The 25,648-nt window shown below is 72.0% G+C and carries 26 protein-coding genes and 1 other RNA gene; 14 read left to right on the top strand and 13 right to left on the bottom strand.

The window, feature by feature from the left end; all coding sequences use genetic code 11:
- The first annotated feature begins 45 nt into the window (after positions 1 to 45).
- The 5 genes from E4P38_RS07300 to E4P38_RS07280 all read left to right on the top strand — a co-directional run bounded on the left by E4P38_RS07300 (position 46) and on the right by E4P38_RS07280 (position 4,821).
- Entirely contained in the window at positions 46 to 891 is an 846-nt protein-coding gene (locus E4P38_RS07300; RefSeq protein ID WP_135131100.1) for a Nif3-like dinuclear metal center hexameric protein, read from the top strand.
- 35 nt (positions 892 to 926) lie between these two features.
- Positions 927 to 1,238 carry a DUF3311 domain-containing protein gene (locus tag E4P38_RS07295; RefSeq protein ID WP_135131099.1) on the top strand — a complete coding sequence of 104 codons (312 nt, stop codon included), beginning with the start codon at positions 927 to 929 and terminating at the stop codon, positions 1,236 to 1,238.
- A 3-nt stretch (positions 1,239 to 1,241) separates the two neighbouring features.
- On the top strand, positions 1,242 to 2,879 hold the full coding sequence (locus tag E4P38_RS07290; RefSeq protein WP_245160860.1) for a sodium:solute symporter: 1,638 nt from the start codon (positions 1,242 to 1,244) through the stop codon (positions 2,877 to 2,879).
- Between the two features lie 86 nt (positions 2,880 to 2,965).
- Positions 2,966 to 3,706, top strand: coding sequence for a C4-type zinc ribbon domain-containing protein (locus E4P38_RS07285; protein WP_135131098.1), 741 nt, complete (start codon positions 2,966 to 2,968; stop codon positions 3,704 to 3,706).
- Complete coding sequence (locus tag E4P38_RS07280) at positions 3,703 to 4,821, top strand: bifunctional RNase H/acid phosphatase (RefSeq protein ID WP_135131097.1); 1,119 nt, start codon at positions 3,703 to 3,705, stop codon at positions 4,819 to 4,821. The genes E4P38_RS07285 and E4P38_RS07280 overlap by 4 nt, the downstream gene beginning before the upstream one ends.
- Here the strand turns inward: E4P38_RS07280 and E4P38_RS07275 are convergent.
- Both E4P38_RS07275 and E4P38_RS07270 read right to left on the bottom strand, forming a co-directional pair.
- Positions 4,818 to 6,056: an SLC13 family permease gene (locus E4P38_RS07275; protein ID WP_135131096.1), complete on the bottom strand. Its 1,239-nt coding sequence runs from the start codon at positions 6,054 to 6,056 to the stop codon at positions 4,818 to 4,820. The genes E4P38_RS07280 and E4P38_RS07275 overlap by 4 nt on opposite strands.
- A gap of 5 nt (positions 6,057 to 6,061) precedes the next feature.
- Positions 6,062 to 6,820, bottom strand: coding sequence for a sulfite exporter TauE/SafE family protein (locus E4P38_RS07270; protein ID WP_135131095.1), 759 nt, complete (start codon positions 6,818 to 6,820; stop codon positions 6,062 to 6,064).
- 24 nt (positions 6,821 to 6,844) lie between these two features.
- Between E4P38_RS07270 and E4P38_RS07265 the strand changes: the two genes are divergently transcribed.
- The 3 genes from E4P38_RS07265 to E4P38_RS07255 all read left to right on the top strand — a co-directional run bounded on the left by E4P38_RS07265 (position 6,845) and on the right by E4P38_RS07255 (position 9,582).
- The gene (locus E4P38_RS07265) at positions 6,845 to 7,204 is read left to right on the top strand and encodes a DoxX family protein (RefSeq protein WP_135131094.1); all 360 of its coding nucleotides are present in this window, start codon (positions 6,845 to 6,847) and stop codon (positions 7,202 to 7,204) included.
- 106 nt (positions 7,205 to 7,310) lie between these two features.
- Positions 7,311 to 8,837 (top strand): MFS transporter, encoded by a 1,527-nt coding sequence (locus E4P38_RS07260; RefSeq protein ID WP_135131093.1) that lies wholly within the window; start codon positions 7,311 to 7,313, stop codon positions 8,835 to 8,837.
- 25 nt (positions 8,838 to 8,862) lie between these two features.
- Positions 8,863 to 9,582 (top strand): PIG-L deacetylase family protein, encoded by a 720-nt coding sequence (locus E4P38_RS07255; RefSeq protein WP_135131092.1) that lies wholly within the window; start codon positions 8,863 to 8,865, stop codon positions 9,580 to 9,582.
- A 99-nt stretch (positions 9,583 to 9,681) separates the two neighbouring features.
- On the opposite strand, the gene E4P38_RS07250 is transcribed toward E4P38_RS07255, so the two are convergent.
- Positions 9,682 to 10,287: a dihydrofolate reductase family protein gene (locus E4P38_RS07250; protein ID WP_135131091.1), complete on the bottom strand. Its 606-nt coding sequence runs from the start codon at positions 10,285 to 10,287 to the stop codon at positions 9,682 to 9,684.
- A 125-nt stretch (positions 10,288 to 10,412) separates the two neighbouring features.
- On the opposite strand from E4P38_RS07250, the gene rnpB reads away from it, so the two are divergent.
- The 5 genes from rnpB to E4P38_RS07225 all read left to right on the top strand — a co-directional run bounded on the left by rnpB (position 10,413) and on the right by E4P38_RS07225 (position 15,712).
- Positions 10,413 to 10,813: RNase P RNA component class A (gene rnpB, locus E4P38_RS07245), an RNA gene on the top strand.
- Between the two features lie 122 nt (positions 10,814 to 10,935).
- Positions 10,936 to 13,653 (top strand): LuxR C-terminal-related transcriptional regulator, encoded by a 2,718-nt coding sequence (locus tag E4P38_RS07240; protein ID WP_135131090.1) that lies wholly within the window; start codon positions 10,936 to 10,938, stop codon positions 13,651 to 13,653.
- 69 nt (positions 13,654 to 13,722) lie between these two features.
- Positions 13,723 to 13,986 carry a hypothetical protein gene (locus tag E4P38_RS07235; protein WP_135131089.1) on the top strand — a complete coding sequence of 88 codons (264 nt, stop codon included), beginning with the start codon at positions 13,723 to 13,725 and terminating at the stop codon, positions 13,984 to 13,986.
- The gene (locus tag E4P38_RS07230) at positions 13,983 to 14,735 is read left to right on the top strand and encodes a DUF4386 domain-containing protein (RefSeq protein ID WP_135131088.1); all 753 of its coding nucleotides are present in this window, start codon (positions 13,983 to 13,985) and stop codon (positions 14,733 to 14,735) included. Before E4P38_RS07235 ends, E4P38_RS07230 begins: the two co-directional genes overlap by 4 nt.
- The gene (locus tag E4P38_RS07225) at positions 14,732 to 15,712 is read left to right on the top strand and encodes an NAD(P)-dependent alcohol dehydrogenase (RefSeq protein WP_135131087.1); all 981 of its coding nucleotides are present in this window, start codon (positions 14,732 to 14,734) and stop codon (positions 15,710 to 15,712) included. The genes E4P38_RS07230 and E4P38_RS07225 overlap by 4 nt, the downstream gene beginning before the upstream one ends.
- A gap of 9 nt (positions 15,713 to 15,721) precedes the next feature.
- Here E4P38_RS07225 and E4P38_RS07220 read toward each other — a convergent pair whose 3' ends face one another.
- The 6 genes from E4P38_RS07220 to E4P38_RS07195 form a co-directional block, all read right to left on the bottom strand.
- Positions 15,722 to 16,270, bottom strand: coding sequence for a TIGR03086 family metal-binding protein (locus E4P38_RS07220; protein WP_167760477.1), 549 nt, complete (start codon positions 16,268 to 16,270; stop codon positions 15,722 to 15,724).
- A gap of 52 nt (positions 16,271 to 16,322) precedes the next feature.
- On the bottom strand, positions 16,323 to 17,201 hold the full coding sequence (locus E4P38_RS07215; RefSeq protein ID WP_135131085.1) for a DUF4349 domain-containing protein: 879 nt from the start codon (positions 17,199 to 17,201) through the stop codon (positions 16,323 to 16,325).
- Between the two features lie 93 nt (positions 17,202 to 17,294).
- Positions 17,295 to 18,026, bottom strand: coding sequence for a DNA alkylation repair protein (locus tag E4P38_RS07210; protein WP_245160859.1), 732 nt, complete (start codon positions 18,024 to 18,026; stop codon positions 17,295 to 17,297).
- 242 nt (positions 18,027 to 18,268) lie between these two features.
- Positions 18,269 to 18,865 carry an MSMEG_1061 family FMN-dependent PPOX-type flavoprotein gene (locus tag E4P38_RS07205; RefSeq protein ID WP_135131084.1) on the bottom strand — a complete coding sequence of 199 codons (597 nt, stop codon included), beginning with the start codon at positions 18,863 to 18,865 and terminating at the stop codon, positions 18,269 to 18,271.
- A 92-nt stretch (positions 18,866 to 18,957) separates the two neighbouring features.
- Positions 18,958 to 21,165 (bottom strand): catalase/peroxidase HPI, encoded by a 2,208-nt coding sequence (gene katG / locus E4P38_RS07200; protein ID WP_245160858.1) that lies wholly within the window; start codon positions 21,163 to 21,165, stop codon positions 18,958 to 18,960.
- Positions 21,162 to 21,674, bottom strand: coding sequence for a Fur family transcriptional regulator (locus tag E4P38_RS07195; RefSeq protein WP_135131083.1), 513 nt, complete (start codon positions 21,672 to 21,674; stop codon positions 21,162 to 21,164). The genes katG and E4P38_RS07195 overlap by 4 nt, the downstream gene beginning before the upstream one ends.
- A 133-nt stretch (positions 21,675 to 21,807) precedes the next feature.
- On the opposite strand from E4P38_RS07195, the gene E4P38_RS07190 reads away from it, so the two are divergent.
- Positions 21,808 to 22,215 carry a hypothetical protein gene (locus E4P38_RS07190; protein WP_135131082.1) on the top strand — a complete coding sequence of 136 codons (408 nt, stop codon included), beginning with the start codon at positions 21,808 to 21,810 and terminating at the stop codon, positions 22,213 to 22,215.
- A 245-nt stretch (positions 22,216 to 22,460) separates the two neighbouring features.
- Here the strand turns inward: E4P38_RS07190 and E4P38_RS07185 are convergent, their stop codons facing one another.
- From E4P38_RS07185 to E4P38_RS07170, 4 genes are read right to left on the bottom strand one after another with little or no spacing between them, the layout of a single operon-like run.
- A complete protein-coding gene (locus tag E4P38_RS07185; protein WP_135131081.1) occupies positions 22,461 to 23,012 on the bottom strand; it encodes a hypothetical protein in 552 nt (183 codons plus the stop codon).
- Complete coding sequence (locus E4P38_RS07180; RefSeq protein WP_135131080.1) at positions 23,009 to 24,241, bottom strand: molybdopterin-dependent oxidoreductase; 1,233 nt, start codon at positions 24,239 to 24,241, stop codon at positions 23,009 to 23,011. The genes E4P38_RS07185 and E4P38_RS07180 overlap by 4 nt, the downstream gene beginning before the upstream one ends.
- Positions 24,238 to 24,900 (bottom strand): DUF2064 domain-containing protein, encoded by a 663-nt coding sequence (locus tag E4P38_RS07175; RefSeq protein WP_135131079.1) that lies wholly within the window; start codon positions 24,898 to 24,900, stop codon positions 24,238 to 24,240. The genes E4P38_RS07180 and E4P38_RS07175 overlap by 4 nt, the downstream gene beginning before the upstream one ends.
- Positions 24,897 to 25,571 (bottom strand): glycosyltransferase family 2 protein, encoded by a 675-nt coding sequence (locus E4P38_RS07170; RefSeq protein ID WP_135131078.1) that lies wholly within the window; start codon positions 25,569 to 25,571, stop codon positions 24,897 to 24,899. The genes E4P38_RS07175 and E4P38_RS07170 overlap by 4 nt, the downstream gene beginning before the upstream one ends.
- Positions 25,572 to 25,648: the final 77 nt, after the last annotated feature.

Raw genomic sequence — 25,648 nt, 5'->3', positions numbered from 1 at the left:
CGCGGCCACGGGGCCGGCCGCACCGCCTGACCTACAGTCCCGACCGTGTCCGTGCCCCTGCGCGAGGTGCTCGCCGCGCTCGACGCCCGCTACGACCCCGCACTCGCCGAGAGCTGGGACGCCGTCGGGCTCGTGTGCGGTGACCCAGACGAGCCCGTGCGCCGCGTGCTGTTCGCCGTCGACCCCACCACCGCCGTCGTCGACGAGGTGCTCGAGACGGGTGCCGACCTGCTGGTCACCCACCATCCGCTGCTGCTCACCCCCGTCCACGGTGTCCCCGCCGACGACCCGAAGGGCCGTCTGGTCCACCGGCTGATCCGCGGCAACGCGGCGCTGTTCGTCGCGCACACGAACGCCGACCGCGCGCCCGATTCCGGCGTCAACGACGCGCTGGCCGCCGTCCTCGGGCTCCACGACGCCGTCCCGCTGGAGCCCGCCGGCACCGACCCGCGGCCCGGGCTCGGCCGGATCGGGGAGCTGGAGCGAGCGATGACCCTGCGGGAGTTCGCGGCGCTGGCGGCCGCGGTCCTCCCGGCCACGGTCGGCGGGGTGCGGGCGGCGGGCGAGCCGCACCGGGTGGTGCGGCGGGTCGCTGTCTGCGGCGGCAGCGGGGGGTCGCTGACCAGTGCCGCGGCTGCCGCGGGCGCCGATGTGTTCCTCACCAGCGATCTCAAGCACCACCCGGTCTCGGAAATAATGGAGTCGGGTGGACCGGCGCTGTGCGACGTAGGACACTTCGCGACCGAATGGCCCTGGCTGCCGGTCGCGGCGGACGTGCTCCACCGCGACCTGTCCGGGCGGGTGGAGGTGGCCGTCTCGCGACGGCGGACCGACCCGTGGACGTGGCACGAGGGGTCGCACGGGGTTCCGGCCGGGCAATCGGCCGGCTGAGACCCGAGGGCGCGCCCTCGGGGGAGGGGGCAGTGATGTCCACCGCAACGACGCCACCGGGCGGTCCGGCCACCGAGGGGGTGGCCCCACAGCGCAGCGACCGCAGTCCGTGGAACTGGCTGCTGCTGGTCCCGATCGTGGTGGTCCTGCTCGTGCCGCTCTACAACCGGGTCGAGCCGACGCTCTTCGGCTGGCCGTTCTTCTACTGGCTGCAGCTGGCCTTCGTGGCTCTGGGCGTGGCGACGACGTCGCTCGTCTACCGCATGACGCGGCGGAGCCGGGCCGACCAGCAGCTCGCCCGCGACGCCATCACCCGCGACTCCGACACCAAGAACCGGGAGCGCTGAGCCGTGGACGGCATCAATGTCGTGGAGATGACGATCGTCGTCGTCCTCTTCCTGCTGGTCACCGTGCTGGGTTTCCTGGCGTCACGCTGGCGGCGGGCCGACGACCTCATGCACCTGGACGAGTGGGGGCTGGGCGGGCGGAGCTTCGGCTCGTGGATCACCTGGTTCCTGCTGGGCGGTGACCTCTACACGGCGTACACGTTCGTCGCGGTGCCGGCGCTGATGTTCGGTGCGGGCGCGGCGGGGTTCTTCGCCGTCCCGTACACGATCATCATCTATCCGCTGGTGTTCCTGGTCGTGATCCGGCTCTGGTCGGTCAGTCACGTGCGCGGATTCGTGACCCCGGCGGACTTCGTCCGGTCCCGGTTCGACTCCCCGACGCTCGCGCTCCTGGTCGCGATCACCGGGATCGTCGCGACGATGCCCTACATCGCCCTCCAGCTGGTCGGCATCGAGGCGATCCTCAAGGCGATGGGTGTCGAGGGTGAGCTGCCGCTGATCGTGGCGTTCATCATCCTGGCGATCTACACGTACAACTCGGGCCTGCGGGCGCCGGCGCTGATCGCCGTCGTCAAGGACACCCTGATCTACCTGACGATCATCGTCGCGGTCATCGTGATCCCGTCGAAGCTCGGCGGCTGGGACGCGATCTTCGGGGCGGCGGAGGAGAAGTTCTCGGCCGGGTCCGGCGTGATCCTCCCGGCGACCGGTCAGCTCGGCTACGCGACCCTCGCCCTGGGCTCGGCGCTGGCGCTGTTCCTCTATCCGCACTCGATCACCGGTGTGCTGGCTGCCAGCAACCGCGACGCGCTCAAGCGGAACATGAGCGCGCTGCCGATCTACAGCCTCGCGCTCGGCCTGATCGCGCTGCTCGGGTTCATGGCGATCGCGGCCGGGGTCGAGCCGATCGGCACCGACGGCAACACGATCGTCCCGGTGCTCTTCCAGGAGATGTTCCCGAGCTGGTTCGCGGGCATCGCGTTCGCCGCGATCGGCATCGGTGCCCTCGTGCCGGCCGCGATCATGTCGATCGCCGCGGCCAACCTGTTCACCCGCAACATCTACAAGGAGTACCTGAAGAAGGACGCCACCCCGCGGCAGGAGGCGAGGGTCGCCAAGATCGCCTCGCTGGTGGTCAAGCTCGGCGCGGTCCTGGCCATCCTGTTCCTCAACCCGCAGTTCTCCATCGACCTGCAGCTGATCGGCGGCGTGATCATCCTGCAGACGATGCCGTCGGTGGCGCTGGGCCTCTACACGCGGTGGCTGCACCGCGGTGGTCTGGTCGCCGGCTGGGTCACGGGCATGGCCGCGGGACTGCTCATGGTGTACAACATCCCGAAGCTCAACCCCGACGGCACCGTGGCGCGCGAGCACTTCGGCGGGTCGGCATTCGGGCTCTCGAAGTTGGGCTTCGACAGCAAGGCGACGGTCTACGCCGGGCTGCTGGCACTCGCGGTCAACCTGATCGTGGCCGTCGTGGTGACGCTGATCCTGCGGGCCATGAAGGTGGACGAGGGCGTCGACGGGACGGCGGAGAGCGACTACACCGCCGAGCGGGAGGACCCCACCGTCCGCGACCTCCCCGACCCCCTGGCCTCCACGCCGCCCGGGGTGAAGGGGCGGGTGCAGGGCCAGACGTAGTGGCTTCGGACGCTCGGGTTCTGCCCACCCCGACCGGGCAGGCCCGAGCGTCCGGAGCGGCAAGCGCGCGCAGGTAGGTTGACCGGGTGAAGGCCGACCATTTCGAGCAGCAGAAGCTCCTGGAACTCGCCGCCGAGGACGTCGCTCTCACCCAGCTGGCGCACCGCGGTCGCACCCTCCCCGAGGTCGCGGCGGTGGAAGCTGCCGAGGAGGCCGAGCGCACGTTCTCGGCCGACGTCATACGGGCCGAGACCGAGGCGCGCGACCTCGGCCGCGAGGTCAAGCGGCTGGAGTCCGACGTCGAGACGGTCCGGGCGCGCGAGACCAAGGACCAGCGCCTGCTGGACTCCGGCAGCGTCTCGCCCAAGGAGATGACCAACCTCCAGCACGAGCTCGAGTCGCTGAAGCGGCGGCAGTCGGACCTCGAGGACCAGGAACTGGAACTCATGGAGCGGGCCGAGGTCGCCGAGACGGCGCTGGCCGCGGCCCGGTCGGGGCTGGCGAAGGCGCAGGCGGACCGGGAGCGGGCCGCGCAGCTCCGCGACGACGCCCTGGCCGACATCGCCGACTCCACCAAGCGGCACGAGGCCGCCCGGGCGGAGGTGGCCGCGGGGATCTCCCCGCCGCTGCTCACCCTCTACGACCGGATCCGCACCCAGACCGGCAGCACCGGGGCGGCGATGCTCCAGGCCCGCGCGTGCCAGGGCTGTCGGCTCGAGCTGTACGGCAACGAGCTGTCCGCCGTGCGCAACGCCGATCCGCACGAGGTGGTGCGGTGCGAGAACTGCGGCCGGATCCTGGTGCGCACCGCCGAGTCAGGACTGTGACTCGGCGGCTCATCGTCGAGGCCGACGGCGGGTCGCGGGGCAACCCGGGCCCGGCCGGCTACGGCGCTCTCGTGCGGGATGCCGAGACCGGGCGGGTGCTCGCCGAGCGGGCGGCGTCGGTCGGCCGGGCCACGAACAACGTCGCGGAGTACGGCGGCCTCGTCGCCGGTCTCCAGGCGGTGCTGGACCTCGACCCGACCGCCGACGTCGAGGTGCGGATGGACTCCAAGCTGGTCGTCGAGCAGATGTCGGGCCGCTGGCAGATCAAGCACCCCGACATGCGCCAGCTCGCGCTGCAGGCACAGAAGATCGCGCGGCAGCTGGGCCAGGTCCGGTACACGTGGGTGCCGCGGGCGCAGAACGGCGCCGCCGACGCGCTGGCCAACAGCGCCATGGACGGCAAGCCGGTGCACCGTGACCCGGCCGCCGAGGCCGTCGTCCTGGAGGACGAGCTGCAGCCAACGGCGGAAGCCCTTGCCTCCCCACCCAGCAGCCCCGGCCAACTCGTCACCACGGTCACCCACCTGCTGCGGCACGGCCAGACCGAGCACACCCCGGAGCGCCGGTTCAGCGGGCGCAATGAGCTGCCGCTGTCCCTCACCGGGCGGGCCGAGGCCGAGGCGGCCGCGGCGCGTGCTGCGGACCTCGGTGTCGAGGTGGTCATCGCGTCCCCGCTGCGCCGGACGCGGGAGACCGCCGAGATCGTCGCCGCCGCCCTCGGGCTGCCGGTGACGTTCGACCCGGACCTGGTCGAGCTGGACTTCGGCGACGTCGAGGGGCTGACCTTCGACGAGGCCCGGGAGAAGCACCCGCTGGCCGCCCGGCGGTTCATGAGCGACATCAGCGTGGCCGCGCCCGGTGGGGAGTCGATCTCCGACGTCGGTACCCGGGTGGCGCGGGCGCGGCGGCGGATCCTCTCCGATCACGCAGGCCGGACCGTGCTGATCGTCAGTCACGTCACGCCGATCAAGCTGTTCCTCGCCGCCGGCCTCGGTGTCGGCGACGACGTCGTGCACCGGGTGTTCCTCGAGGCCGCCTCGCTGAGCACGGTCACGTGGTCGTCGGACGGGCGCAGCTCGGTGCGGCTGGTCAACGACACTGCCCACCTGCGCTAGAGCTGCAGCGCCGCCCAGAGCGCGGTGGTCGCGGCCACCAGGGTGAGCGGCACGGTCGCGAGACCGACCGCGCAGTGGTGGGCAGAGGACGGCGCCTGCGCGCCGAGCACCCGCCGCCAGAGCAGGTTCGCCAGCGACCCGACGTAGGTCAGGTTCGGGCCGACGTTGACCCCGATCAGCATCGCGAGCACCGGGCCCGGGCCACCGACGGCGGCCACCGGGAGCAGCGCGAGGGTCGCCGGCAGGTTGTTCAGCAGGTTGGCCAGCACCGCCGAGATGCCGGCGACGGCCAGCAGGGGCAGCAGTGCGTCGCCGTCCGGGAGCACGGTCTGGAGGAAGTCCTCCAGGCCACTGCGGAGCACGGCGAGGACCACGACCGCCAGCGCGAGGACGAACAACGCGAACGGCAGGTCCGCGGCCCGGACCAGGTCGGCGACCCGGGTCGTGCGGCGGATGAGCTGCCGCGCTCCCAGGACAAGCACGCCGGCGACCGCAGGCCAAACGGGCGAGAGCCCGGCGAGCGAGGCGGCCCCGAACCCGACGACGACCAGCCCCACGACGACGATCGCGACGGCGGGCGCGGGCGGGACCACCGTCACCGGCTCGCCCGCCAGTGTCGCCAGCTGGGCACGGAACAGCCACCGGAGGACGGCGAACTCGACGGCCACCGCCACCAGCCACGGCGCGAGCATCAGGCCGGTGAAGTGCAGGAACGACAGGCCGGTCGCTGCGAAGGCGAGCAGGTTGGTCAGGTTCGACACCGGAAGCAGCAGGGACGCCGAGTTCGCCAGGTGCCCGGTCGCATAGGCATGCGGCAGGGGCGGCACCCGCAGGTGGGCGGCCGTCGCGACCACCACCGGGGTCAGCAGCACGACGGTGGCGTCGAGGCTGAGCACCGCCGTCACCACGGCCGACAGGACGACGATGCGCGCGAGCAGCGCTCGGGCGGACCTGCCCGAGCGCCGTGCCGTCATGGCCGCCGCCCAGGTGAACAGCCCCTCCCCGTCGGCCAGATGCGACAGCAGCAGCAGGACGACGAGGAAGGCCACGGGAGGGGCGATCTCGCGGACGGCAGCTTCCGCCTCCGGTGCGCCGATCGCGCCGACCAGTACGAGGAAGGCGGCTCCCGGGAGCGCGACGGAGACCGGCGGCACTCGCTGGTGGGCTGCGGTCGCGGCGATCAGCGTCGCGAGCAGGACGATCGCGGAGACGCCCAGCGCCAGGAGGTCGACCACGCCGATCAGCTGCGGGAGAACAGGTAGATCGACACGGCGACCCCGAACACCACGATGAAGATCCTCAGCGGGGTGGAGGGGATCCGGGTGGCGATGCGGGCGCCCACGAAGCCGCCGACCAGGCTGGCGGGCGCGGCGACGGCGACCACGAGCCAGTCGATGGGACCGAACAGCCCGAAGACGACGAGCGTCACCGTTGCAGTGACCGCCGACAGGGCGGACTTCAGGGCGTTGGCGAGCTTGAGGCGGTGCAGGCCGATGCCGAGCACGCCGACCAGGATCACGCCCAGCGCCCCGCCGAAGTAGCCGCCGTAGACCGTCGCCAGGAAGAGCGCGACGTACAGCCAGGCCGGGTCGGGGCGCGTGCCGCGGTCGCCCTCCTCGCCTCGAAGGCGTCGGGTCAGCAGGGGCTGCACCGCGAGCAGCAGGCTGGCGAGCAGGACCAGGACCGGGACGACGACGTCGAACGCCTCGGACGGCGTCGTCAGGAGCAAGACGCTGCCGGTCGTCCCGCCCAGGACGGCGACGATGCCGAAGCGGATCAGCCGGCCGCGCTGGCCGGCGTACTCGGCGCGGAACCCCGCGACCCCACCGAGGTACCCCGGCCACTGGGCCACGGAGTTGGTGACGTTCGCAGCGACCGTGGGCAGGCCGAGTGCGACGAGGGTGGGGAAGAGGATCAGCGAACCGCCGCCGGCGATCGAGTTGATGACCCCGGCCACCAGGGCAACCCCCGCGACGATGAGCAGGTCGACAGCGGACACGAGCGGCCAGCCTACGGTGGGCGCATGCGGAAGCCGGGCAGGGCGATGGTGCTGGGAGCCCTCCTGGGTGGATCGGGCGTGCTGCACCTGGTGCGGCCGAAGACCTACGAGTGGCTGGTGCCGCCGGAGCTCGGGTCCGCGCGCTCGTGGGTGACCTCGACCGGGGTGGCCGAGCTGGGCACGGCGGCGCTGCTGGCCGCCCCGGCGACGCGGCGGGCCGGGGGATGGGCGGCCGCCGGTCTGCTGCTGGCCTTCACCCCGGCGCACCTGCACACGTTCCGGGTGATCCCGAGGAAGCCCGTGCCGATGGCGGTCGCGCTGGTCCGGCTGCCGCTGCAGGTGCCCCTGGTGCTGGCTGCCCTGCGGGTGGCCCGGCCGCGCTGAGGTCGACGAAGCGCCTTGTCGACACGTCGACATGGCGACCGGGGGGATGACCGACATCTCCCTGGGTGATCGGTTGCATCGTGCACCGGAAGGGCATGGCGGATCCGTGCGCAAATGGCTCCCGCTGGTCGCGATCTGCACTGGCACCTTCATGCTCCTGGTCGACGTCACGATCGTGAACGTCGCGCTGCCCGACGTCGCCACCGACCTGGGCACCACGTTCGGGCAGCTCCAGTGGGTGGTCGACATCTACGCCCTCGCCCTGGCCGCCCTCGTGCTGGGCGCCGGCTCCCTGGCCGACCTCTACGGACGGCGCAAGCTCTACTTGATCGGGCTCGTGCTGTTCGCGCTGGCGTCCCTGGCCTCGGGGCTGGCGCCGAACGCCGGGGCGTTGATCGCCGCCCGCGGCCTGCAGGGGATCGGCGGGGCGATCATGTTCGCCACGACGATCGCGCTGATCAACACCAGCTACGAGGGCCGCGACCGCGGCACCGCGTTCGGCGTCTGGGGAGCCGTCGTCGGCGCGTCGGCGGCGCTGGGCCCGATCCTCGGCGGCGCGCTCACCGAGCTCTCGTGGCGCTGGATCTTCTTCGTCAACCTGCCGGTCTGCGTCCTGGCCGTGGTGCTGACCCTGACCGCGGTCGAGGAGGCGCGGCAGCCGAATGCGGCGCGCCCCGACCTGCTCGGCATCGCGCTGTTCACCGTCGGCGCCGGCTCGCTGGTCTTCGGTCTGGTCCGTGCCGCGGCCGACGGCTGGAGCAGGCCGGAGGCCTGGGCGCCGATCGCCGGAGGCCTGGTCGTGCTCGGGATCTGGGTGGTCGTCGAGCTGCGCCTGCGGGCCCCGATGCTCGACGTCCGGCTGTTCCGGTCGCGCTCGTTCACCGGGATCATGCTGGGGGCGCTGCTGCTTAACGCTGCAGCCTTCGCGGCGCTGATCTACACCTCGCTGTGGCTGCAGTCGATCGGCGGCCTCTCGCCGCTGCAGGCCGGCTGCGTGTTCATCCCGCTGTCCGCGCTGAGCTTCGTGGTGGCCGGCGCGGGTGGGCGGTTCCTGCAGACCCTGCCGCCGAGGTGGGTGCTCGGCGGCGGGCTGCTGCTGATCGGCGCCGGCAGCCTGCTGATGGCACTGGTCGACGCGGACTCGACGTGGCGAGTGCTGGTCGCGGGGCTCGCGGTGCTGGGTGCCGGCGTCGGCCTGGCGAACCCGACCCTGGCGTCGGCGGCACTGGCCGCCGTCCCGCGGGAACGCAGCGGGATGGCCTCGGGCGCGGTCAACACCGCGCGGCAGCTCGGGTTCGCCGTCGGGGTGGCGGTCCTCGGCACCGTGTTCACGACCGGTGCGGCCGCCGCGCTCCGTGACGCCAGCGCCTCCGACCCGTCCGGGCTGGCCTCGGCGCTGTCGGCGGGCCAGGCACCGACGATCCTCGCCGCGGCCGATCCCGGGGCGCGCGGACAGCTGGCCGACGTCCTGGCCTCGGGTTACGCCGAGGGTCTCCGCGATGTCTTCCTCGCCTGCGGCGCCGGCGGGATCGTCGGCGGACTCCTGGTGCTGTGGCTCGTCCGTGCGGCAGCGCCGACCGCGTCCGCGCGGCCTCCGGTCGAGGATGCGGCGCCCGAACCCGCAGCGCGCTGACCCCGGCGGCGGCAGACTGCCGGTCATGCCGACGAAGCCCTTGCCCGACGACTGGCAGCGCGCCCTGGTCGTGGCGGCCCACCCGGACGACATCGAGTACGGGACGGCGGCCGCCGTCGCCGTCTGGACCGCGGCCGGCAAGGAGGTCCACTACCTGCTGGCCACGCGCGGTGAGGCCGGGATGGCCGGAGTGCCGCCCGAGGAGGCAGGCCCGCTGCGGGAGGATGAGGAGCGACGGTCGGCGGCCGTCGTCGGCGTGACCGAGGTGGAGTTCCTCGACCACCGCGACGGCACCCTCGTCGAAGGGCCGGAGCTGCGACGTGACCTGGCCGCGGCGATCCGCCGGCACCGGCCGCACCTCGTCGTCACCGGGTACTTCGGTGCCACCTGGACGCCACCGGGGGTGTCACCGGCCTACGTGAACTCTGCTGACCACCGCGCCCTCGGGCAGTCGGTCATCGACGCGGTCGCCGACGCGGGCAACGAGTGGATCTTCCCCGACCTTCCCGAGCCGCGGTGGTCGGGCGTGCAGTACATCGCCGTCCAGGACATGTCCGATCCGCCCCACGAGGTCGACGTGAGTTCGACCGTGGACAAGGCGGTCGCGTCGCTGGTCGAGCATCGCCGGTACCTGGAGATCCTCTCCGACGTCCCCGTCGAGGAGCAGGCCCAGCAGGTCATCGACATGTCGACGATGACCGAGGACGGTCGGCGCCGGGTCGGTTTCCGGCTGTTCTGGGGCTGATCGGGGCTCAGGCCTTCCGCGAGTTGATCATCGCCTCGGTGCACGGCCGCAAGGCACGTCGGTCTCCGTCGGCCCGTGTCGCTTGCACGCAGGCGATGATCAACTGCGCCCTCGTCGGACGTCGTAGACCAGGTGGGTGACCTGCTTGCCCTGCACGATGCGGGGATCCTCGAAGAGCACCGGGTCGGCCATGGCGCCCGTGCCGAAGAAGGGCACTCCCGAGCCGAGGACGGCGGGAACGAGGTTCAGCACGACCTGGTCGATCAGGCCCTCCCGGATCGCCTGCCCGCCGATCTGCCCTGCGCTGACCGAGACGTCGCGGTCGCCGGCGAGGGCCTTCGCCTGCTCGACGGCGCTGCGGACCCCGTCGGTGACGAAGGTGTAGGGCGCGGTGTCGAGATAGGGCCACTCGGCCGGCACCTCGTGGGTGACGACGAAGACGTGCTCCCCGTTGGCGGGCACACCGTTCCAGCCGTTGGTGAGGTCGAACAGTCGTCGTCCGATGACGCCGGCGGCGATGCCGGGCGCGAACTCCTGGAGGAAGTCCGCGGTGGCCTGCGTGGTGCGGAAGACCCGGTCCTTGTCGCTGAAGGTGCCGGCGACGTCGCCGTTGGAGTACCAGTCGAAGAGCGGGCCCACCGTGTCGTCGTCCGCGGCGATGAAGCCGTCCAGCGAGACCGCGGCGAAGATGCTGGTCCGTGCCATGGCGCTACCTCCCGGTCGTCGTGCGCTCTCCGCTATGACCGCTGCGGCTCGTTCAACTCATCGGTTGAACAACGAGGATGACGGTGTTTCGGGAGTCGTGTCCGTAGACTGCCGGGTACGACGGACGAGTCGGCTGGGCGGTCGCGTCGGCGGGGGAGACCCCGTCGCCGAGGAACGTCCGGGCTCCACAGGGCAGGGTGGTCGTTAACAGCGACCCGGGGTGACCCGCGGGACAGTGCCACAGAGAACAGACCGCCAGTGCTCGCACTGGTAAGGGTGAAACGGCGGTGTAAGAGACCACCGCACACCGGGTGACCGGTGTGGCTCGGTAAACCCCACCCGGAGCAAGGTCATAAGGGACGGCGGTCCGCCGCCGTCCTGCGCAGGCGTTCGAGGGCTGCCCGCCCGATGCCTGCGGGTAGACCGCTGGAGCCTGCCGGCAACGGCAGGCCTAGATGGATGACCGCCCATCGGGAGGCCGCAAGGCGCCCGTGGACAGAACCCGGCGTACAGGCCGACTCGTCCGTCGCCTGTCATGCGCGTGCCTTCGTGAGCATCGGGTGCATCGACACCCTGCAGCCCTCCTGACACGATGCTTTTCCGGAGCCCACCGTCGCGTCCCCGGCACCGAGGCGTGGGGAGGTGCTCGTGGCAGGACCTCTTCTCCAGACCAAGTTCCACGTCCCCAGGCGGCGCCGGGCACTGGTGTCTCGTCCGAGACTGAGCGATCGCCTGACCCGTGGGACGGAGTCGGCGCTGACGCTCGTGTCGGCCCCGGCCGGTTTCGGCAAGACGACCCTGTTGACCGAGTGGCTGGCCGACTGGCTGGCGGCCGCTCCGGCCGCGGAACGGTCCGCGGCCTGGCTGTCGCTCGACGAACGCGACAACGATCCCGCGCTGTTCTGGCGGTACCTCGTCGCCGCGCTCGATTCGGTGGCACCCGGGGTCGGTGCGAGCGCGCTCGCGCTGCTGCAGTCGACGCAGCCGGCCGCCGAAGCGGTCCTCGCCACCCTGCTCAACGACCTCGGCGCCGTCCCGAACGACGTCGTCCTGGTGCTGGACGACTTCCACGTCATCGAGGCGGGCGAGGTGCAGGACGGGATGGCCTTCCTGCTGGAGCACCTGCCGCCGCAGATCCGCCTCGTCATCGCCGGCCGGGCCGACCCGGCGCTCCCCCTGGCGCGACTCCGGGGGCGTGGCGAGCTGGTGGAGGTCCGCGCCGCCGACCTGCGCTTCTCACCGGACGAGGCCGCGGCCTACCTCAACGGCGTGATGAACCTGGCCCTGACGCCCCAGGACGTCGAAGCGCTGGAGGGACGCACCGAGGGGTGGATCGCCGCGCTCCAGCTGGCGGCGCTGTCGATTCAGGGCCGGGACGACGTCGCCGGGTTCATAGCGGGCTTCGCCGGGGACGACCGCTACATCGTCGACTACCTCGCCCAGGAGGTCCTGCAGCGCCAACCCGGCTCCGTCCGCGACTTCCTGCTGCAGACCTCGATCCTCGGCCGGCTGAACGGGCCGCTCTGTGATGCCGTCACCGGCCAGGGCGGGGGCAGAGCCACGCTCGAGGCTCTCGACCGGGGCAACCTGTTCCTCGTCCCGCTCGACGACCAGCGCCAGTGGTATCGCTACCACCACCTGTTCGCCGATGTCCTGCAGGCGCACCTGATGGAGGAGCAGCCCGACCGGATCCGGGAGCTGCACCGCCGGGCGAGCGACTGGTACGAGCAGCGCGGCGAGCGGTCCGAGGCGGTGCACCACGCGCTGGCCGGCGAGGACTTCGAGCGCGCGGCAGATCTGGTCGAACCGACGATCCCCGAGCTGCGCCGCAACCGGCAGGAGGCCACGCTGCGGAGCTGGCTCGAGGCGCTGCCCGACGAGCTGTTCCGGGTCCGGCCGGTGCTGACCGTGGGCCTGGTCAGCTCGCTCATGGTCCGAGGCGACTTCGACGGCGTGGAGGCGCGGCTGCGGCAGGCCGAGAAGTGGCTCGACCCGACGGCCGACCGGACGGGGATGGCCGTCGTCGACGAGGACGCGTTCCGCACGCTGCCGACCGCGATCGCGATGTACCGCGCCGGAACGGCCCTGGTCCGGGGTGATGTCGCGGGCACGATGACCCACGCGCGGCGTGCCCTCGACCTTGCAGACGAGGACGACCATCTCGCGCGCGGAGCGCCCGCCGCCCTCCTGGGTCTCGCGTACTGGACGAGCGGGGACCTGGACGAGTCGAGCCGGCTGTATGTCGACGCCATGGTCAGTCTGACGCGGGCCGGATACCACTCCGACGTGCTGGGCGGATCGATCGCGCTGGCCGACATGCGTCTCGCGCAGGGCCGCCTCCGCGAGGCGATGGGCATCTTCGAGCGGGGACTTCAGCGCGCCGAGCGGTCCCAGCCAGTGCTTCGGGGAGCGGCGGACATGCACGTCGGCCTGAGCCACGTGCTTCGCGAGCGCGGCGACCTGGACGCCGCCCGGATGCACCTGCAGGCGAGCAGCGAGCTGGGCGAGCACGTCGGCCTGCCGCAGAACCGCTATCGCTGGCGGGTGGCGATGGCCCGGATCCGCGAAGCCGGGGGAGACCTGGTCGGCGCCCTCGATCTGCTCGACGAGGCCGAGCGCGTCTACGTCGGCGACTTCTCGCCGGACGTCCGGCCGGTCCCCGCGTTGCGAGCGCGGGTGCTCGTCGCGCAGGGAAGGTGGGCCGAAGCACTCGACTGGGCGCAGGAGCGCGGCCTGTCCGTCGACGACCAGCTCAGCTATCTGCGCGAGTTCGAGCACGTCACCCTCGCCCGGGCGCTCAGCGCCCGGTACACGGCCGAGCGGGACGAGTGGTCGATCCGCGAGGCGGCCGCGCTCCTCGAGCGCCTCCGATCGGCCGCCGAGGACGGCGGGCGAACGGGCAGCCTGCTCGACGTCCTGGTGGTGCAGTCGCTCGCCTCGCAGGCGCAGGGCGACCTGCCCGCCGCGCTCATCTCGCTCCGGCGCGCGCTGACCCTCGCCGAGCCGGAGGGCTACGTCCGGATCTTCGTCGACGAGGGGGCGCCGATGGCCTCCCTGCTGAGAGTCGTGGCGAAGGAGGGCGACCCCGGGAGTTACGTCCGTCGGCTGCTGGCCGCGTTCGACGGGACCAAGGTCAGGAAGCCTGTCTCCCCGGAGGTGATCGACCCGTTGAGCCCTCGCGAGATCGACGTCCTCCGGCTGCTCGGCACCGACCTGGACGGGCCGGACATCGCCCGGCGGCTCTTCGTGTCCCTGAACACCGTCAGGACCCACACCAAGAACATCTACGCCAAGCTCGGCGTGAACAACCGCCGTTCGGCGGTCCGCCGGGCCGAGGATCTCGGCCTGATGGTGCGACCCAGGTAGCGACTCACCACCAGCGGATCACCACACATGGTGATCCGCACTCATCACATCGCTCCCTAGCTTCGCCGCATGACGACCGACGACGACGCGGGACGCTACGAGATCCGGGTCGAGGGACATCTCGCGTCCCGCTGGGCCGTCTGGTTCGACGGAATGAGCCTCACGAGCGAGAGCGACGGCACCACCAGCATCCGCGGCCAGGTGATCGATCAGGCCGCGTTGCACGGCCTGCTCCAGCGACTGCGCGACACCGGCCTGCCACTGATCTCGGTCACCCAGCTCGACCCATCCATCACGGAATCCACGCCGACCCCGAGAAGGAACGCGACATGACCACGACCATGCCCACGCCCGGTGCGATGCGAGCGCCGATCGACCCGATGCGCCGGACCTCCCGGGCCGCCGGGATCCTGTACCTGATCACCTTCGTGTCGATCCCCACCCTCTTCCTCTACAACCCGGTGCGGGACGACGCCGACTTCGTCCTGGGCGCCGGCAGCGACACCGGGGTGCTCTGGGGCGCCCTCTCCGAGGTCGTCGTCGCGCTGGCCGGCGTCGGTACGGCCGTGGTGCTGTTCCGGGTGGTGCGGCGGCAGAGCGAGACGGCCGCCCTGGGGTTCGTCGCCGCCCGGGTCCTGGAGGCCGCGGGCATCCTCGTCGGTGTCGTCAGCCTGCTCTCGCTCGTCAGCCTGCGAGACGTCGCGGGCACCGCCGGCGCGGACCCGACCGCGCTGGTCACGACCGGCCACAGCCTCCTCGCGACCTACGACGGCGCGTTCCTGCTCTCGCAGAGCCTCATGCCCGTCTTCAACGCGCTGTGCCTGGGCTACGTGATGTACCGGTCCGGCCTCGTGCCCCGCATCCTGCCCATCATGGGACTCGTCGGCGCCCCTCTCCTGCTCGCCTCCGACATCCTGATCTTCCTCGGCGTCATCGACCGGGTGTCCCCGTTCGCCGCTGTCGCCTTCATCCCCATCGCCGTGTGGGAGCTCTCGCTCGGCATCTACCTGACTGTGAAGGGCTTCAGGCCCTCAGCCGTCGCTGCCCTGACGTCGGCTCGGACGACGGAGCAGCAGCGATGAAGGCGATCGTCCAGCCCCGATTCGGCTCCCCGGACGTCCTGCAGTTCGTGGACACCGACCAGCCCGCCATCGGTCCCGACGACGTCCTGGTCCGCGTGTACGCGGCCGCGCTCAACCCCTACGACTGGCACATCATGCGCGGCGACCCGTACGTCGCCCGGCTCATGGGCGCGGTGGGACTGACCAGGCCGAAGCCCCGGATCGCCGGGGTCGACGGCGCGGGGGTGGTGGAGGCGGTCGGCGCGAAGGTCCGCGAACTCCGGCCGGGGGAGGAGGTGCTCGGCCGGTTCGAGGGGGCCTTCGCCGAGTACGCCCGCGCCGAGGCGAACCTGGTGGTGCGCAAGCCGGGAAGGCTGACCTTCGAGCAGGCCGCCGGCGTTCCGATGGCGGGGCAGACCGCACTCCGGGCCATCCGGGACGCGGGCCAGGTGCGGGCCGGTCAGCGGGTGCTGGTCAACGGAGCCGCGGGTGGCGTCGGGAGCTTCGCCGTGCAGATCGCCGCGGCGCTCGGCGCGGAGGTCACCGGCGTGTGCAGCACCGGCAACGTCGAGACCGTCCGGTCGATCGGCGCCGCGCACGTCGTCGACTACACGAAGGACGACTTCACCGACGGCCACGTGCGCTACGACGTCGTCCAGGACAACGTGGGCAACCAGCCGTTGCGCCGCCTGCGCCGGGCACTGACCCCCACCGGGACCCTCGTCAGCAACGCCGGCGGCTCACCCGATGGGCGCGTGTTCGGCCCGATCGGGGCGATCATCCGTGTGCTCGCCGTCAACGGATTCGTCAAGCAGCGACTGCGCCCGCTCCCGGACACCTGGACGCGGGAACACCTACTCGCCGTCGTCGACCTCGTCGAGGCCGGGCAGGTCACCCCGGTCGTCGGCCGGAGCTACCCGCTGGCCGACACGGCTGCGGGCATGCGCTACCTGGAGCAGGGCCACGCGCGCGGCAAGGTCGTCGTCACCGTGAGGTGAGGCCAGCTTTCAGGGTGCTCGGCCGGTGAAGGCGAGGAACTGGCTCTGCTCGTCACTGTTCGCCGGGATCTGGGTGGGAGGGGCCATATTTCCGGAACGGCGCAACAGTCCCTCGTCGGCCGCCCGCATGTTGGCGTATGCGATCCGCACGGCTTCCGGGTCGAGTCCCTCCGACCGACCGGTCGCCCGGGCAAGGTCCCAGGTGTGCACTGTCAGCTCACCGATCATGAAGCGGGCCGCGGCCTGCTCGAAGGTGAACTCACCCAGGGGCGTCGAGTGGACCGCGGCTCGTTGCTCCGGATCGGCCAGCCGATCCGCCCACCACCGGACCCGCTCATGCCAACGGCCGACGAGGTCCGTCCCTTCAGGCAGTGGCTCGGGAGTCGGCCCGCCGACCGTCGCAGCCACGCGCTCGTCGCGTTCGACGACGTGCCGGACGAGGTCGCGCACCGTCCAGCCCTCGCAGGGCGTGGATGCTGCCCAGTCCTCCGGCTCGAGGCCCTCGATCAGCTCGGTGAAGCGGGCGATCACCCGCTGGTACACCTCGGTCGTCGACACTTCTCGATCCAACCTGGCGCCGCTACCCACGGCAAGCAGCGGGCGTCCCCACTCATGCCTGCGGCGGCAGCGTCGGACCCGGGGGCAGCGGTGGGCCCGACGTCAGCACGGGCGTCCGCCGACGCGCCAGGCGAACCAGCACCAGCACGGCTGCGGCCACCAGTGCCGCGATCCCCAGCCACGGCAGGAGGACGCCGAAGACGATGGCGGCGCCGCTCAGAGCCGAGACCAGGGCGCGCCATCCGGTGCCGAGCCCGTCGAGGAAGCCGTCCGGCCCACCGGCCGGCGCCACCCCGAACGGTTCCAGGTGCACGCTGAGCGTCGAGAGCTCCACCTGGTCGGCCAGGAGCGCCCGCTGGGACTGCAGCGACTCGAGCGTTTCCTGCCGGTCGGCGAGTGCTTCCTCGGCCGCCAACAGCGCCTCGGTGGTGGCCGCGCCGTCCATCAAGGTCGTCAGCCGCGCCACCGACGTCCGCAGCGCCGAGATCCGTGCGTCCAGGTCGACCGCGCTGGCGGTCACGTCGGAGCGGGACACCGACACGCTCTCGACGTCGCCGAGCTCCTCCAGGTCGGCCAGGAGGCCGGTGAGCTCGGCCGCCGGCACCCGCACCACGAGGTCGGCGACGGCGCCCTCGGTCCCGTCCTCCCCGGACGCCGCCTGCTCGGTGCGCTCGTCGACCCGTCCACCGGCGGACTCGACCAGCTCGCTGACCCGTTGGGCGCTGTCTGCCGGGTCCTCGACGGCGAGGGAGGCGGTGGCAGTCGCGATGACCTGCCGGTCGGTGTCGGCCGGAGCGCCTTCGGGATCCCCCGGGGCCGCGGGCTGGGGAACGGACGCACCCCCGCCGGAGTCCGTGCCGGCGGGGCTCGAGCAGCCGACGAGTACCGCCATGAACAGGGCTGCGACTGCCGTGCCCAGGGAGCGCGTCACGGTGCAGACGCTAGGCCCGTGATCAGGCCGCCGACCAGCGACGATGCCCAATCGTGACGCGGGACTGCGGGAGAACCGGAAGCGCGAACTCTCCTACGGGGCGTCCTGCCGGCGAACCATCTCGGTGATCCAGATGGGCGCGAACGGAGACGTGCAGTTCGGGGGAGTCGGGTAGTCCTCGAGCACGTGGAGGCGCTCGCCGATGTCGATGGCCCGGGGGCGGTGCTCGGGGTGCTCGATCCCGATCTGAGCCAGGCAGTTGTTCATCGCCCACTGGAGGCGATCCGGGGCGTCCTTCATCTCCGCCTCGATGACGTCGAGCAGTCCTGCGAGGTCGAGCCCCTCGGGCTTCTTCGCCACGCGCTCGGTCGTCAGCGCCCAGCCGGCACTCGCGACGACCGGATCCAGGTCGGCGAACCATGCGATGCGGAGCTCTTCGGAGTGCGGGTTCTTCTTGACCACGTAGTTCACGAGCCAGTCGTGCACCTTGGGGGTGCGCGCCTCGCGCAGCATGACGTCGAGTTCGTCCCGCTCGAAGGCCTTGGGACGGCAGATCAGGAGTGCCAGCAGTCGCGCCGCGGTGTCGTCGGTCTCCCAGAGCTGGCGCGCCAGGTCCTGCTGCGCCTTCAGCCGCTTGGCGATCGCGCGCAGTTGGCCGAGGTTCACGCCGTGGTCGTCGCCGTGTCGCTCGTTCACCGCGCGCGCCTTCGGGTCCTCGAGCGCGACCAGCTCGGCCATCACCTCGGCCACCGTCGTCCCGGCCACCGTCGTCCCGGCCACCGTCGTCCCAGCCACCGTCGTCCCAGCCACCGCCGTCCCAGCCACCTCGGCCTCCCGTCCATCTCGTGTCAGCCAGCCTGCAGGCAGCTGCGGTCAACGAGGTGATCCTGCACCGCCGTGCTTCCTCGCACTGTTACCTCTTAGTGATTGTCCAGCGGGCATAGGGCAGCCTAAGTTAGGCGAGCTCACTTAACCGGTTTCGCGTCATGCGGCCGTTGGCCCCCGGCTGCGCCGACAGCGCAGCACGACGATGCGAACGACAACATCCAGCTGATCGACACACCCGGTCAGAGGTCGAGGGCCAGGTCGGCTCGCATGACGTCGTCGGGCGGGAGCGGCGCCGGCAGCTGACAGTGGTCGCGGAAGACCTGGCCGATCGGCGCGAAGTCGCCCCGCTCGGGCCACTGCTCCGGCTGCCACAGGCCCGACCGCATGAGCGACTTGGCGCCCTGGAAGTACGCGCGCTGCACCTGGAGGACGAGCACCGATCGCGGCGGCCTCCCGAACTCGGTCAGGTCCACCTCGAGGTCGGCAGGATCGACGATGGACGCCGTCCCGAAGACCCGCAGCGTCTCCTCGATGCCCGGTACCAGGAACATCAGCGCGACGCGGGGGTTGACCGCCACGTTGCGCAGGCTGTCGATGCGGTTGTTGCCCGGACGGTCGGGCAGGGCGAGCCGGTGGTCGTCGAGGACCGTCACGAATCCGGTCTCGCCGCCGCGGGGGGAGACGTCGGGGAAGCCGTCGGCATCGGCGGTGGCGAGCGTGGCCCAGGGGGAGAGCCGGATGAACGCGCGGCAGTGCCGGTCGATCCGGTCGATCTCCTTGTCGCGGACCAACTGCGACGGGGAGCGGTAGCCGGGCAGCGTGTCGGGCGTGCTCATGCCGCCGACGGTTTCGGGGGCGACCGACGCTCTCGGCAGTGCGACCCGCTGTCGAGGCCGGCCACCGCGGGCGGCCGGCCCCGACAGCCGGTTCAGCGCAGGTCGAACCGGTCGAGGTTCATGACCCGGTCCCATGCGGACACGAAGTCACGCACGAACTTCTCCTGTGCGTCGCTCTGCGCGTAGACCTCCGAGATGGCGCGGAGCTGGGAGTGCGAGCCGAAGACGAGGTCGACGGCGGTCGCCGTCCACTTCACGTCGCCGGTGGCGCGGTCCCGGCCCTCGTACACGTTCTCCTCCGCGCCCTGCTTCCACTCGGTGGAGATGTCGAGCAGGTTCACGAAGAAGTCGTTGGTCAGCGATCCCGGCCGGTCGGTGAAGACGCCGTGCCGGGTCTGCCCCGCGTTGGCCTCCAGGACCCGGAGCCCGCCGACCAGGACGGCCGCCTCGGGAGCGGTCAGGTTCAGCATGTAGGAACGGTCCAGCCAGCGGACCTCCAACGGCAGTTTCTCGCCGGGCTCCGAGTAGTTGCGGAACCCGTCGGCGGTCGGCTCGAGCACGTCGAACGTCTCGACGTCCGTCTGCTCCTGGGAGGCGTCCGTGCGCCCAGGAGCGAACGGGACCGTGATGTCGTGACCGGCGTTGCGTGCTGCCTGCTCGACCGCCGCGCAGCCGCCCAGGACGATCAGGTCCGCCAGCGAGACCGTCTTGCCCGACTGGGAGAGGTTGAACGCCCGCTGGATCTCCTCGAGCGTCCCCAGCACGGTGGCCAGCTCCGCCGGCTCGTTGACCGCCCAGTTCCGCTGCGGCTCCAGGCGGATCCGCGCCCCGTTGGCCCCGCCCCGGTAGTCGGTGCTGCGGAAGCTGGACGCCGAGGCCCACGCGACCGACACCAGCTGGGAGGTGGAGAGGCCGGAGTCGAGGATCGTGGCCTTGAGTGCGGCGATCTCCGCGTCACCGATCAGCTCGGTGTCGACCTCCGGGACCGGGTCCTGCCACAGCTGAGGCTCGGGCACCCAGGGCCCGAGGTAGCGGGAGAGCGGGCCCATGTCGCGGTGCAGCAGCTTGTACCAAGCCCGCGCGAAGGCGTCGGCGAACTGGTCGGGGTGCTCCAGGAACCGGCGCGAGATCTCCTCGTAGATCGGGTCGACGCGGAGCGCGAGGTCGGTAGTCAGCATCCGCGGGGGACGGTTCAGCTCGCCGGTCTCCGGGTCCGGGACCGTGTTGGCGCCTGCCCCGCCCTTCGGCTCCCACTGCTTGGCCCCGGCGGGGCTCTCCGTCAGCTCCCACTCGAACTGAAACAGGTTCTGGAAGAAGCCGTTGCCCCAGCGGGTCGGCGTCGACGTCCACGTCACCTCGAGGCCGCTGGTGATCGCGTCCCGGCCCTTGCCCGTGCCGTAGCGGTTCTTCCATCCCAGGCCCTGCTCCTCGAGCGGGGCCCCTTCCGGCTCGGGGCCGACGTACTCCTCGGCGCCGGCCGCACCGTGGGTCTTGCCGAAGGTGTGGCCGCCGGCGATGAGCGCGACGGTCTCCTCGTCGTTCATGGCCATCCGGCCGAAGGTCTCCCGGATGTCCCGTGCGGCGGCGAGCGCGTCCGGGTTGCCGTTCGGTCCCTCCGGGTTGACGTAGATCAGGCCCATCTGGACGGCGCCGAACGGACCGGTGAGCTGCCGCTCCTCGCCGCTGTAGCGCTCATCGCCGAGCCAGGTGTCCTCCGGGCCCCAGAAGATCTCCTCGGGCTCCCAGACGTCCTCCCGCCCGAAACCGAAGCCGAAGGTCTCGAACCCCATCGACTCCAGGGCGCAGTTACCCGCGAAGACCAGGAGGTCGGCCCAGGAGATCTGCTGGCCGTACTTCTGCTTGACCGGCCACAGCAGCCGGCGGGCCTTGTCCAGGTTGGCGTTGTCGGGCCAGCTGTTGAGCGGGGCGAAGCGCTGGGCGCCCTGACCGCCGCCACCCCGGCCGTCCGCGATGCGGTACGTGCCGGCGGCGTGCCAGCTCAGCCGGATGAACAGTCCGCCGTAGTGGCCGTGGTCGGCGGGCCACCAGTCCTGCGAGGTCGTCATCACCTCGATGACGTCGCGCTTGAGGGCTTCGACGTCGAGGCCCTGGAACGCCTGCTTGTAGTCGAACCGGCCGTCCAGCGGGTTGGACCGGGACGAGTGCTGGTGGAGCACCGACAGGTCGAGCTGGTTCGGCCACCAGTCCTTGTTCGTCCGCGGCCGGTGTGACGCCGGTTCCGGGGAAGGCATCCCCGGGTTCTCGCTCTCGCTGACACTGTGGGTGTTCGGGTCGGTCACGACTGGCCTCTCCTGATCTCGGTGTCCTTCTTGCGGGCTTGTGGTTGGCGGCGTCGGTCGATGCTCGGGTCCGGTGCCCCGACCGGGGAGGAGCTCAGGCACTGGGCGCAACGGCCCCAGTAGATGACCTCGGCCTCGTCGATCGCGTAGCCCGCGTCGTCGGAGGCCGTCAGGCAGGGCGCGGGGCCGACGGCGCAGTCGACGTCGGAGATGGCGCCGCACGACCGGCAGACGACGTGGTGGTGGTTGTCGCCGACGCGCGCCTCGTAGCGCGCCAGCGAGCCCGTGGGCTGGAAGCGCCGCACCAGCCCCGTGTCGGTGAGGGCCCGCAGCACGTCGTAGACGGCCTGGTGGGACACGTCTCCGTAGTCCTGGCGCACGAAGCCGAGAATCGAGTCGGTGTCGGCGTGCGGATGCTCGTAGACGGCGGACAGCACCGCCGTCCGGGGCCGCGTCACGCGGAGCCCGACCTGGCGCAGCATGCGCTCGAGATCCGGAGGCGTCGGCACGATCTGCAGTCTTGCCGACTTTCTGGAATCGATCAACAACAGGAGAGGGGGATTCCGTCCGGATGCACACCGGACCGCTGATCCGGTACCCGTTCGTCTTGACACCCCGGGGGCCGGTCTCCAGCCTGGGCCCATGACGGTGATACCGCTTCCGCGTCACGGGCAGTGGGCCTGGGATCTCCGTGGCCAGGGCCGTGGTGTCCGCGTCTCGACGCACGCCGACGAAGGCCTGCTCAACGTGAGCCTGTGGCGCGAGGGCACCTGCGTCGGGACGGCGCAGTTGCTCCCGGCCGACGTGGCCAAGCTGGTCAGCGGGCTGACGGAGGGGCTCGCCGAGATCGCTGCCCCTCCTCGAGTCCCCGCAGCGGACGACGGAACGCGGCTGCACGAGCTGGAGCAGCGCCTCGCCGAGGTCGAGTCCCGCCTCGGTTCTCCCGCCCGTCCCAGCGGAGTGGAGCGTGCCGGGGCGGTCGCGCGGTCCGCCCGCACAGCGATCGCCGAGCGCCGGCGCAGCCTGTTCGGCGACCGACGCACGACCTAGTACCGCGAACGGCAACCCTTGCCCCGGTTCGGTCGGCGGGATGATCGCCTTGTCCCGGTGACTCTTGCGGTGTTGCCCCTGCTCTCGCGGCGGTGCAACGCCGCAAGAGCAAGGGGGATACCGCAAGAGCGGGTGGCGAGACACCGATCGCAGCCTCGAGGTGCTGCGAGTGCTGTCGGCATCTCGTGTGGCCAGGGCTGACCCGAAGGGGCGAAGGTCGGCGGCCGGCGCAGGACGGAGCCGAGCTAGGGCCCGTCGGCTCCCTCGGCGGGGGCCGCAGCCGAGCGGGCCCGCAGCGTCGCGACCGTCGCCCAGATCGCCGCCACCACCAGGATGCCGACGTCGATGAGCAGCAGGTTCCGGCCGTAGTCGCGGGGCAGGAACGACGGGTTCGCCGGGTCCTCCCCGACGCCCAGCACGAACGGCAGCGCGATCAGCGCGAGCAGCCCCGCCACGGCGGCACCCACGACGATCGCCGGACGAGCCGCCGCCGGCAGCACCTTGGCCGCGAGCCAGCCCAGGCCGATCCAGATCGGTGCGATCACCAGGTCGTGCAGCAGTGCGCTGCCCACGAACCAGGTCAGCCACGACCCCAGCGGCACCCGGCTACCCGCGGTGAGCAGGCCGTAGACGCCGTACAGGACCGCGCCGAGCCCCGGCAGCACGAACAGCCAGCGCCACCAGGGGCCCCGGGCGGAGGTGGCCGGCCGCGACGGGTCGGAGGCATACGGGTCGCCCGGCACGAGTCCGGCGGCACGGTCGTCGAGCCCGCGGGCTGCTTCGGCGGAGAGGCTCATACCGGCGTCACCTTCGTCACCCATTTCGTCTGCATGACCCCTGGCCGGTTGGGCGCGATCAGCCGGACCGGGTAGCCGTGGTCGGGCTCCAGGGGGGAACCGTTCAGGCCGGTCGCGAGCAGCGTCCGCGGGCTCGACGCATGCGGCGGCGCGACGGTCGACTGCCGGTACAGACCCTTCTCCTGCAGCGACTCGACGACGACCTCGGTGTCGCGGGGGAGGCCCGCCTCCGCCAGCAGGTCACTGAGCCGGACGCCGGTCCAGGTGGCGTTGGCGCTCCAGCCCTCGACGCACGTGATGGGGAGGCGTTCGGTGCGCTGCGGGAACGCGGCCAGGTCGTCGAGGGAGAGCTCGAGGCGGTTGGGTCCCTCGATGACCAGGCGGTAGTCCGGGCCGACGTCGGTGACCTTCGCGCGTTCGGCGGTCTGGCGTACCGGCAGACCCTGCGGGCCGACGCCGGGGATGCGGGGCGAGAGCACCGAGACCGCTCCCAGCGGGGACACGCTCTGGCCGACGGTGGTCAGGGTGACCGCCCCGACGCCCAGTCCCGCGGCGACGACGAAGGCCCGCCGGGACACGCTCTGGGTCTCGGCCTCGGTGTCGACCGCCGCGCGCTCGGCCGCCTGCTCCCCGGTCAGCCCGGCCGCCGCTCCTGCCGTTCCCCGACGAGCGAGGCCGCGCCGGATCTCCGGCGCCTTGGCCCCGACGTGCACGGCGACGGCGCCGATCGCGAGCCAGCCGGTCCAGTAGTGCGTCGTCGTGAAGAAGAAGCCCCACGGGTACCAGGAGGCGATGTTCATCAGGCCGGTGAGCAGCTGCATCGCACCGGCGCCGACCAGCACCAGGATCGACAGCCGGCTGACCACGCGCGACACCGAACCGGCCGGAGGCCACTCGAAGAGCTTCGGGTAGACGGTCCACAGCTTGATGAGGAACAGCGGGATCGCCGCCAGGCCGGTGGCCACGTGCAGACCCTGGGTGAACCGGTAGAGCCAGGTCGGCGACGCCGGCCACGAGAACCAGCCGGGCGGGTTCTGGATCAGGTGGCTGATCAGCCCGGTGACGAAGCAGACCAGGAACGCGAGCCCCAGCCACAGGCCCGTGCGGGCAGCGCGCCGTTCGGAGTGCAGGGGGCTGGTAAAGCTCCCCTCGCGCAGTGGGCCCTGCCGCAACGCGTCGGGCGGGCCGGGCAGCCGCGCGCCCAGCAGCCGGTCCAGGCCGCTGGTCATGCCAGGCCCAGTGCGGTCGCCACGGAGGCCACGACCCGCGAGGTGCGGCTGGACGGCGGGCACTCGGCCGCCACCGACATCGCGTCGGGGAAGTGGTCGATGTCGGTGAGCTGGGGAAGGTCCACCACCCTCAGTCCGGATGCCTGCAGTGCGGCGCGGGTGAGCACGGCGGTGTCCTCTCGTGACATGGGAACGGTCGCCAGCACCGCCGCGGGGGCGGCGCTGTGCAGCCCGAGGGCCCACCAGCCGCCGTCCGGCGCCGTCCCGAGGACCGCCGTCCCGGGACCGGCCGACTCCAGCAGCGATGCGCAACGGGTCAGCAGCTCGGCCGTCACCTGCGGGGTGTCCATGCCGATGAGCAGGGTCGGCACGGAGCCGTCGGGCATGGCGTCGGCGAAGGCCGCCGCCAGCCGGGTCCCGAGATCGCCCTCCACCTGCGGGACGACGGTGAAGCCGTCGAGCTCGAGATCGCCCGGGGGGCCGTCCAGGGCGACGACCCGGTTGGCCACGGGCGCGGCACGCACCGCGTCGAGGGTGTCGCCCACCGCGGCCGCGGCGATCCCGGCGGCCTGCTCGGGCGTGCACGGGGGGGTCAGCCGGGTCTTGCTGCGGCCGGGCACCGGCGCCTTCGTGATCACCAGCACCTGGGTGGCGCTCATCGGGCCAGCACCCCGCGCATGTCGCGGATGGTGCGCACCGTGCCGCGCACCGTGCCCGTCACCTTGGACTTGCTGCCCTCGGTCCGGAGGCCGTAGTCGACGTCGACCTCGTGCACCCGCCAGCCCTCGTCCGAGGCGCGGGTCACCATCTCCAGCGGGTAGCCGAAGCGCCGGTCGGTGAGCCCCAGCCCCAGCAGCGCCTGCCGCCGGGCGGCCCGCATGGGGCCGAGGTCGTGCAGCCGGAGCCCGGTGCGGGCGCGCATCATGCGGGCGAGCGCGATGTTGGCGACGCGGGCGTGCGGAGGCCACGCGCCGCGGGTAGGGCGGCGCCGGCCGAGGACGAGGTCGTACGTCCCGTCGCGGACCGGGTCGAGCACACGGGGCAGCTGGGCGGGGTCCATCGAGCCATCCGCGTCGCAGAAGCAGACGAAGTCAGCCGTCGCCGCCTCGAGCCCTGCGTGGGCGGCGGCCCCGAAGCCGCGCTGGGGCACGGAGACGACGGTGGCGCCGTGCTCGGCGGCGATCCGGGCGGAGTCGTCGGTCGACCCGTTGTCCGCCACGATCGCCCGGTAGCCCGCCGGCAGCCGCGACAGCACCCACGGAAGGGAGGTGGCCTCGTCGAGGCAGGGGAGGACGACGTCGGCGAGCGCGGAGTCGGGAGATGTCGCCATGACGGGTATTCGCACGCGAGCCCGGATCGGTTCGCCCGCCGGAGCAGACGGGCGCGCGCCCGTCGGGCCACATACTC

This window comes from Blastococcus sp. CT_GayMR16 (genome assembly GCF_004570875.1).
Lineage (GTDB): Bacteria > Actinomycetota > Actinomycetes > Mycobacteriales > Geodermatophilaceae > Blastococcus_B.
The sequence above is the reverse complement of the archived record's forward strand: the minus strand, read 5'-3'. Positions and strand labels throughout refer to the sequence as shown.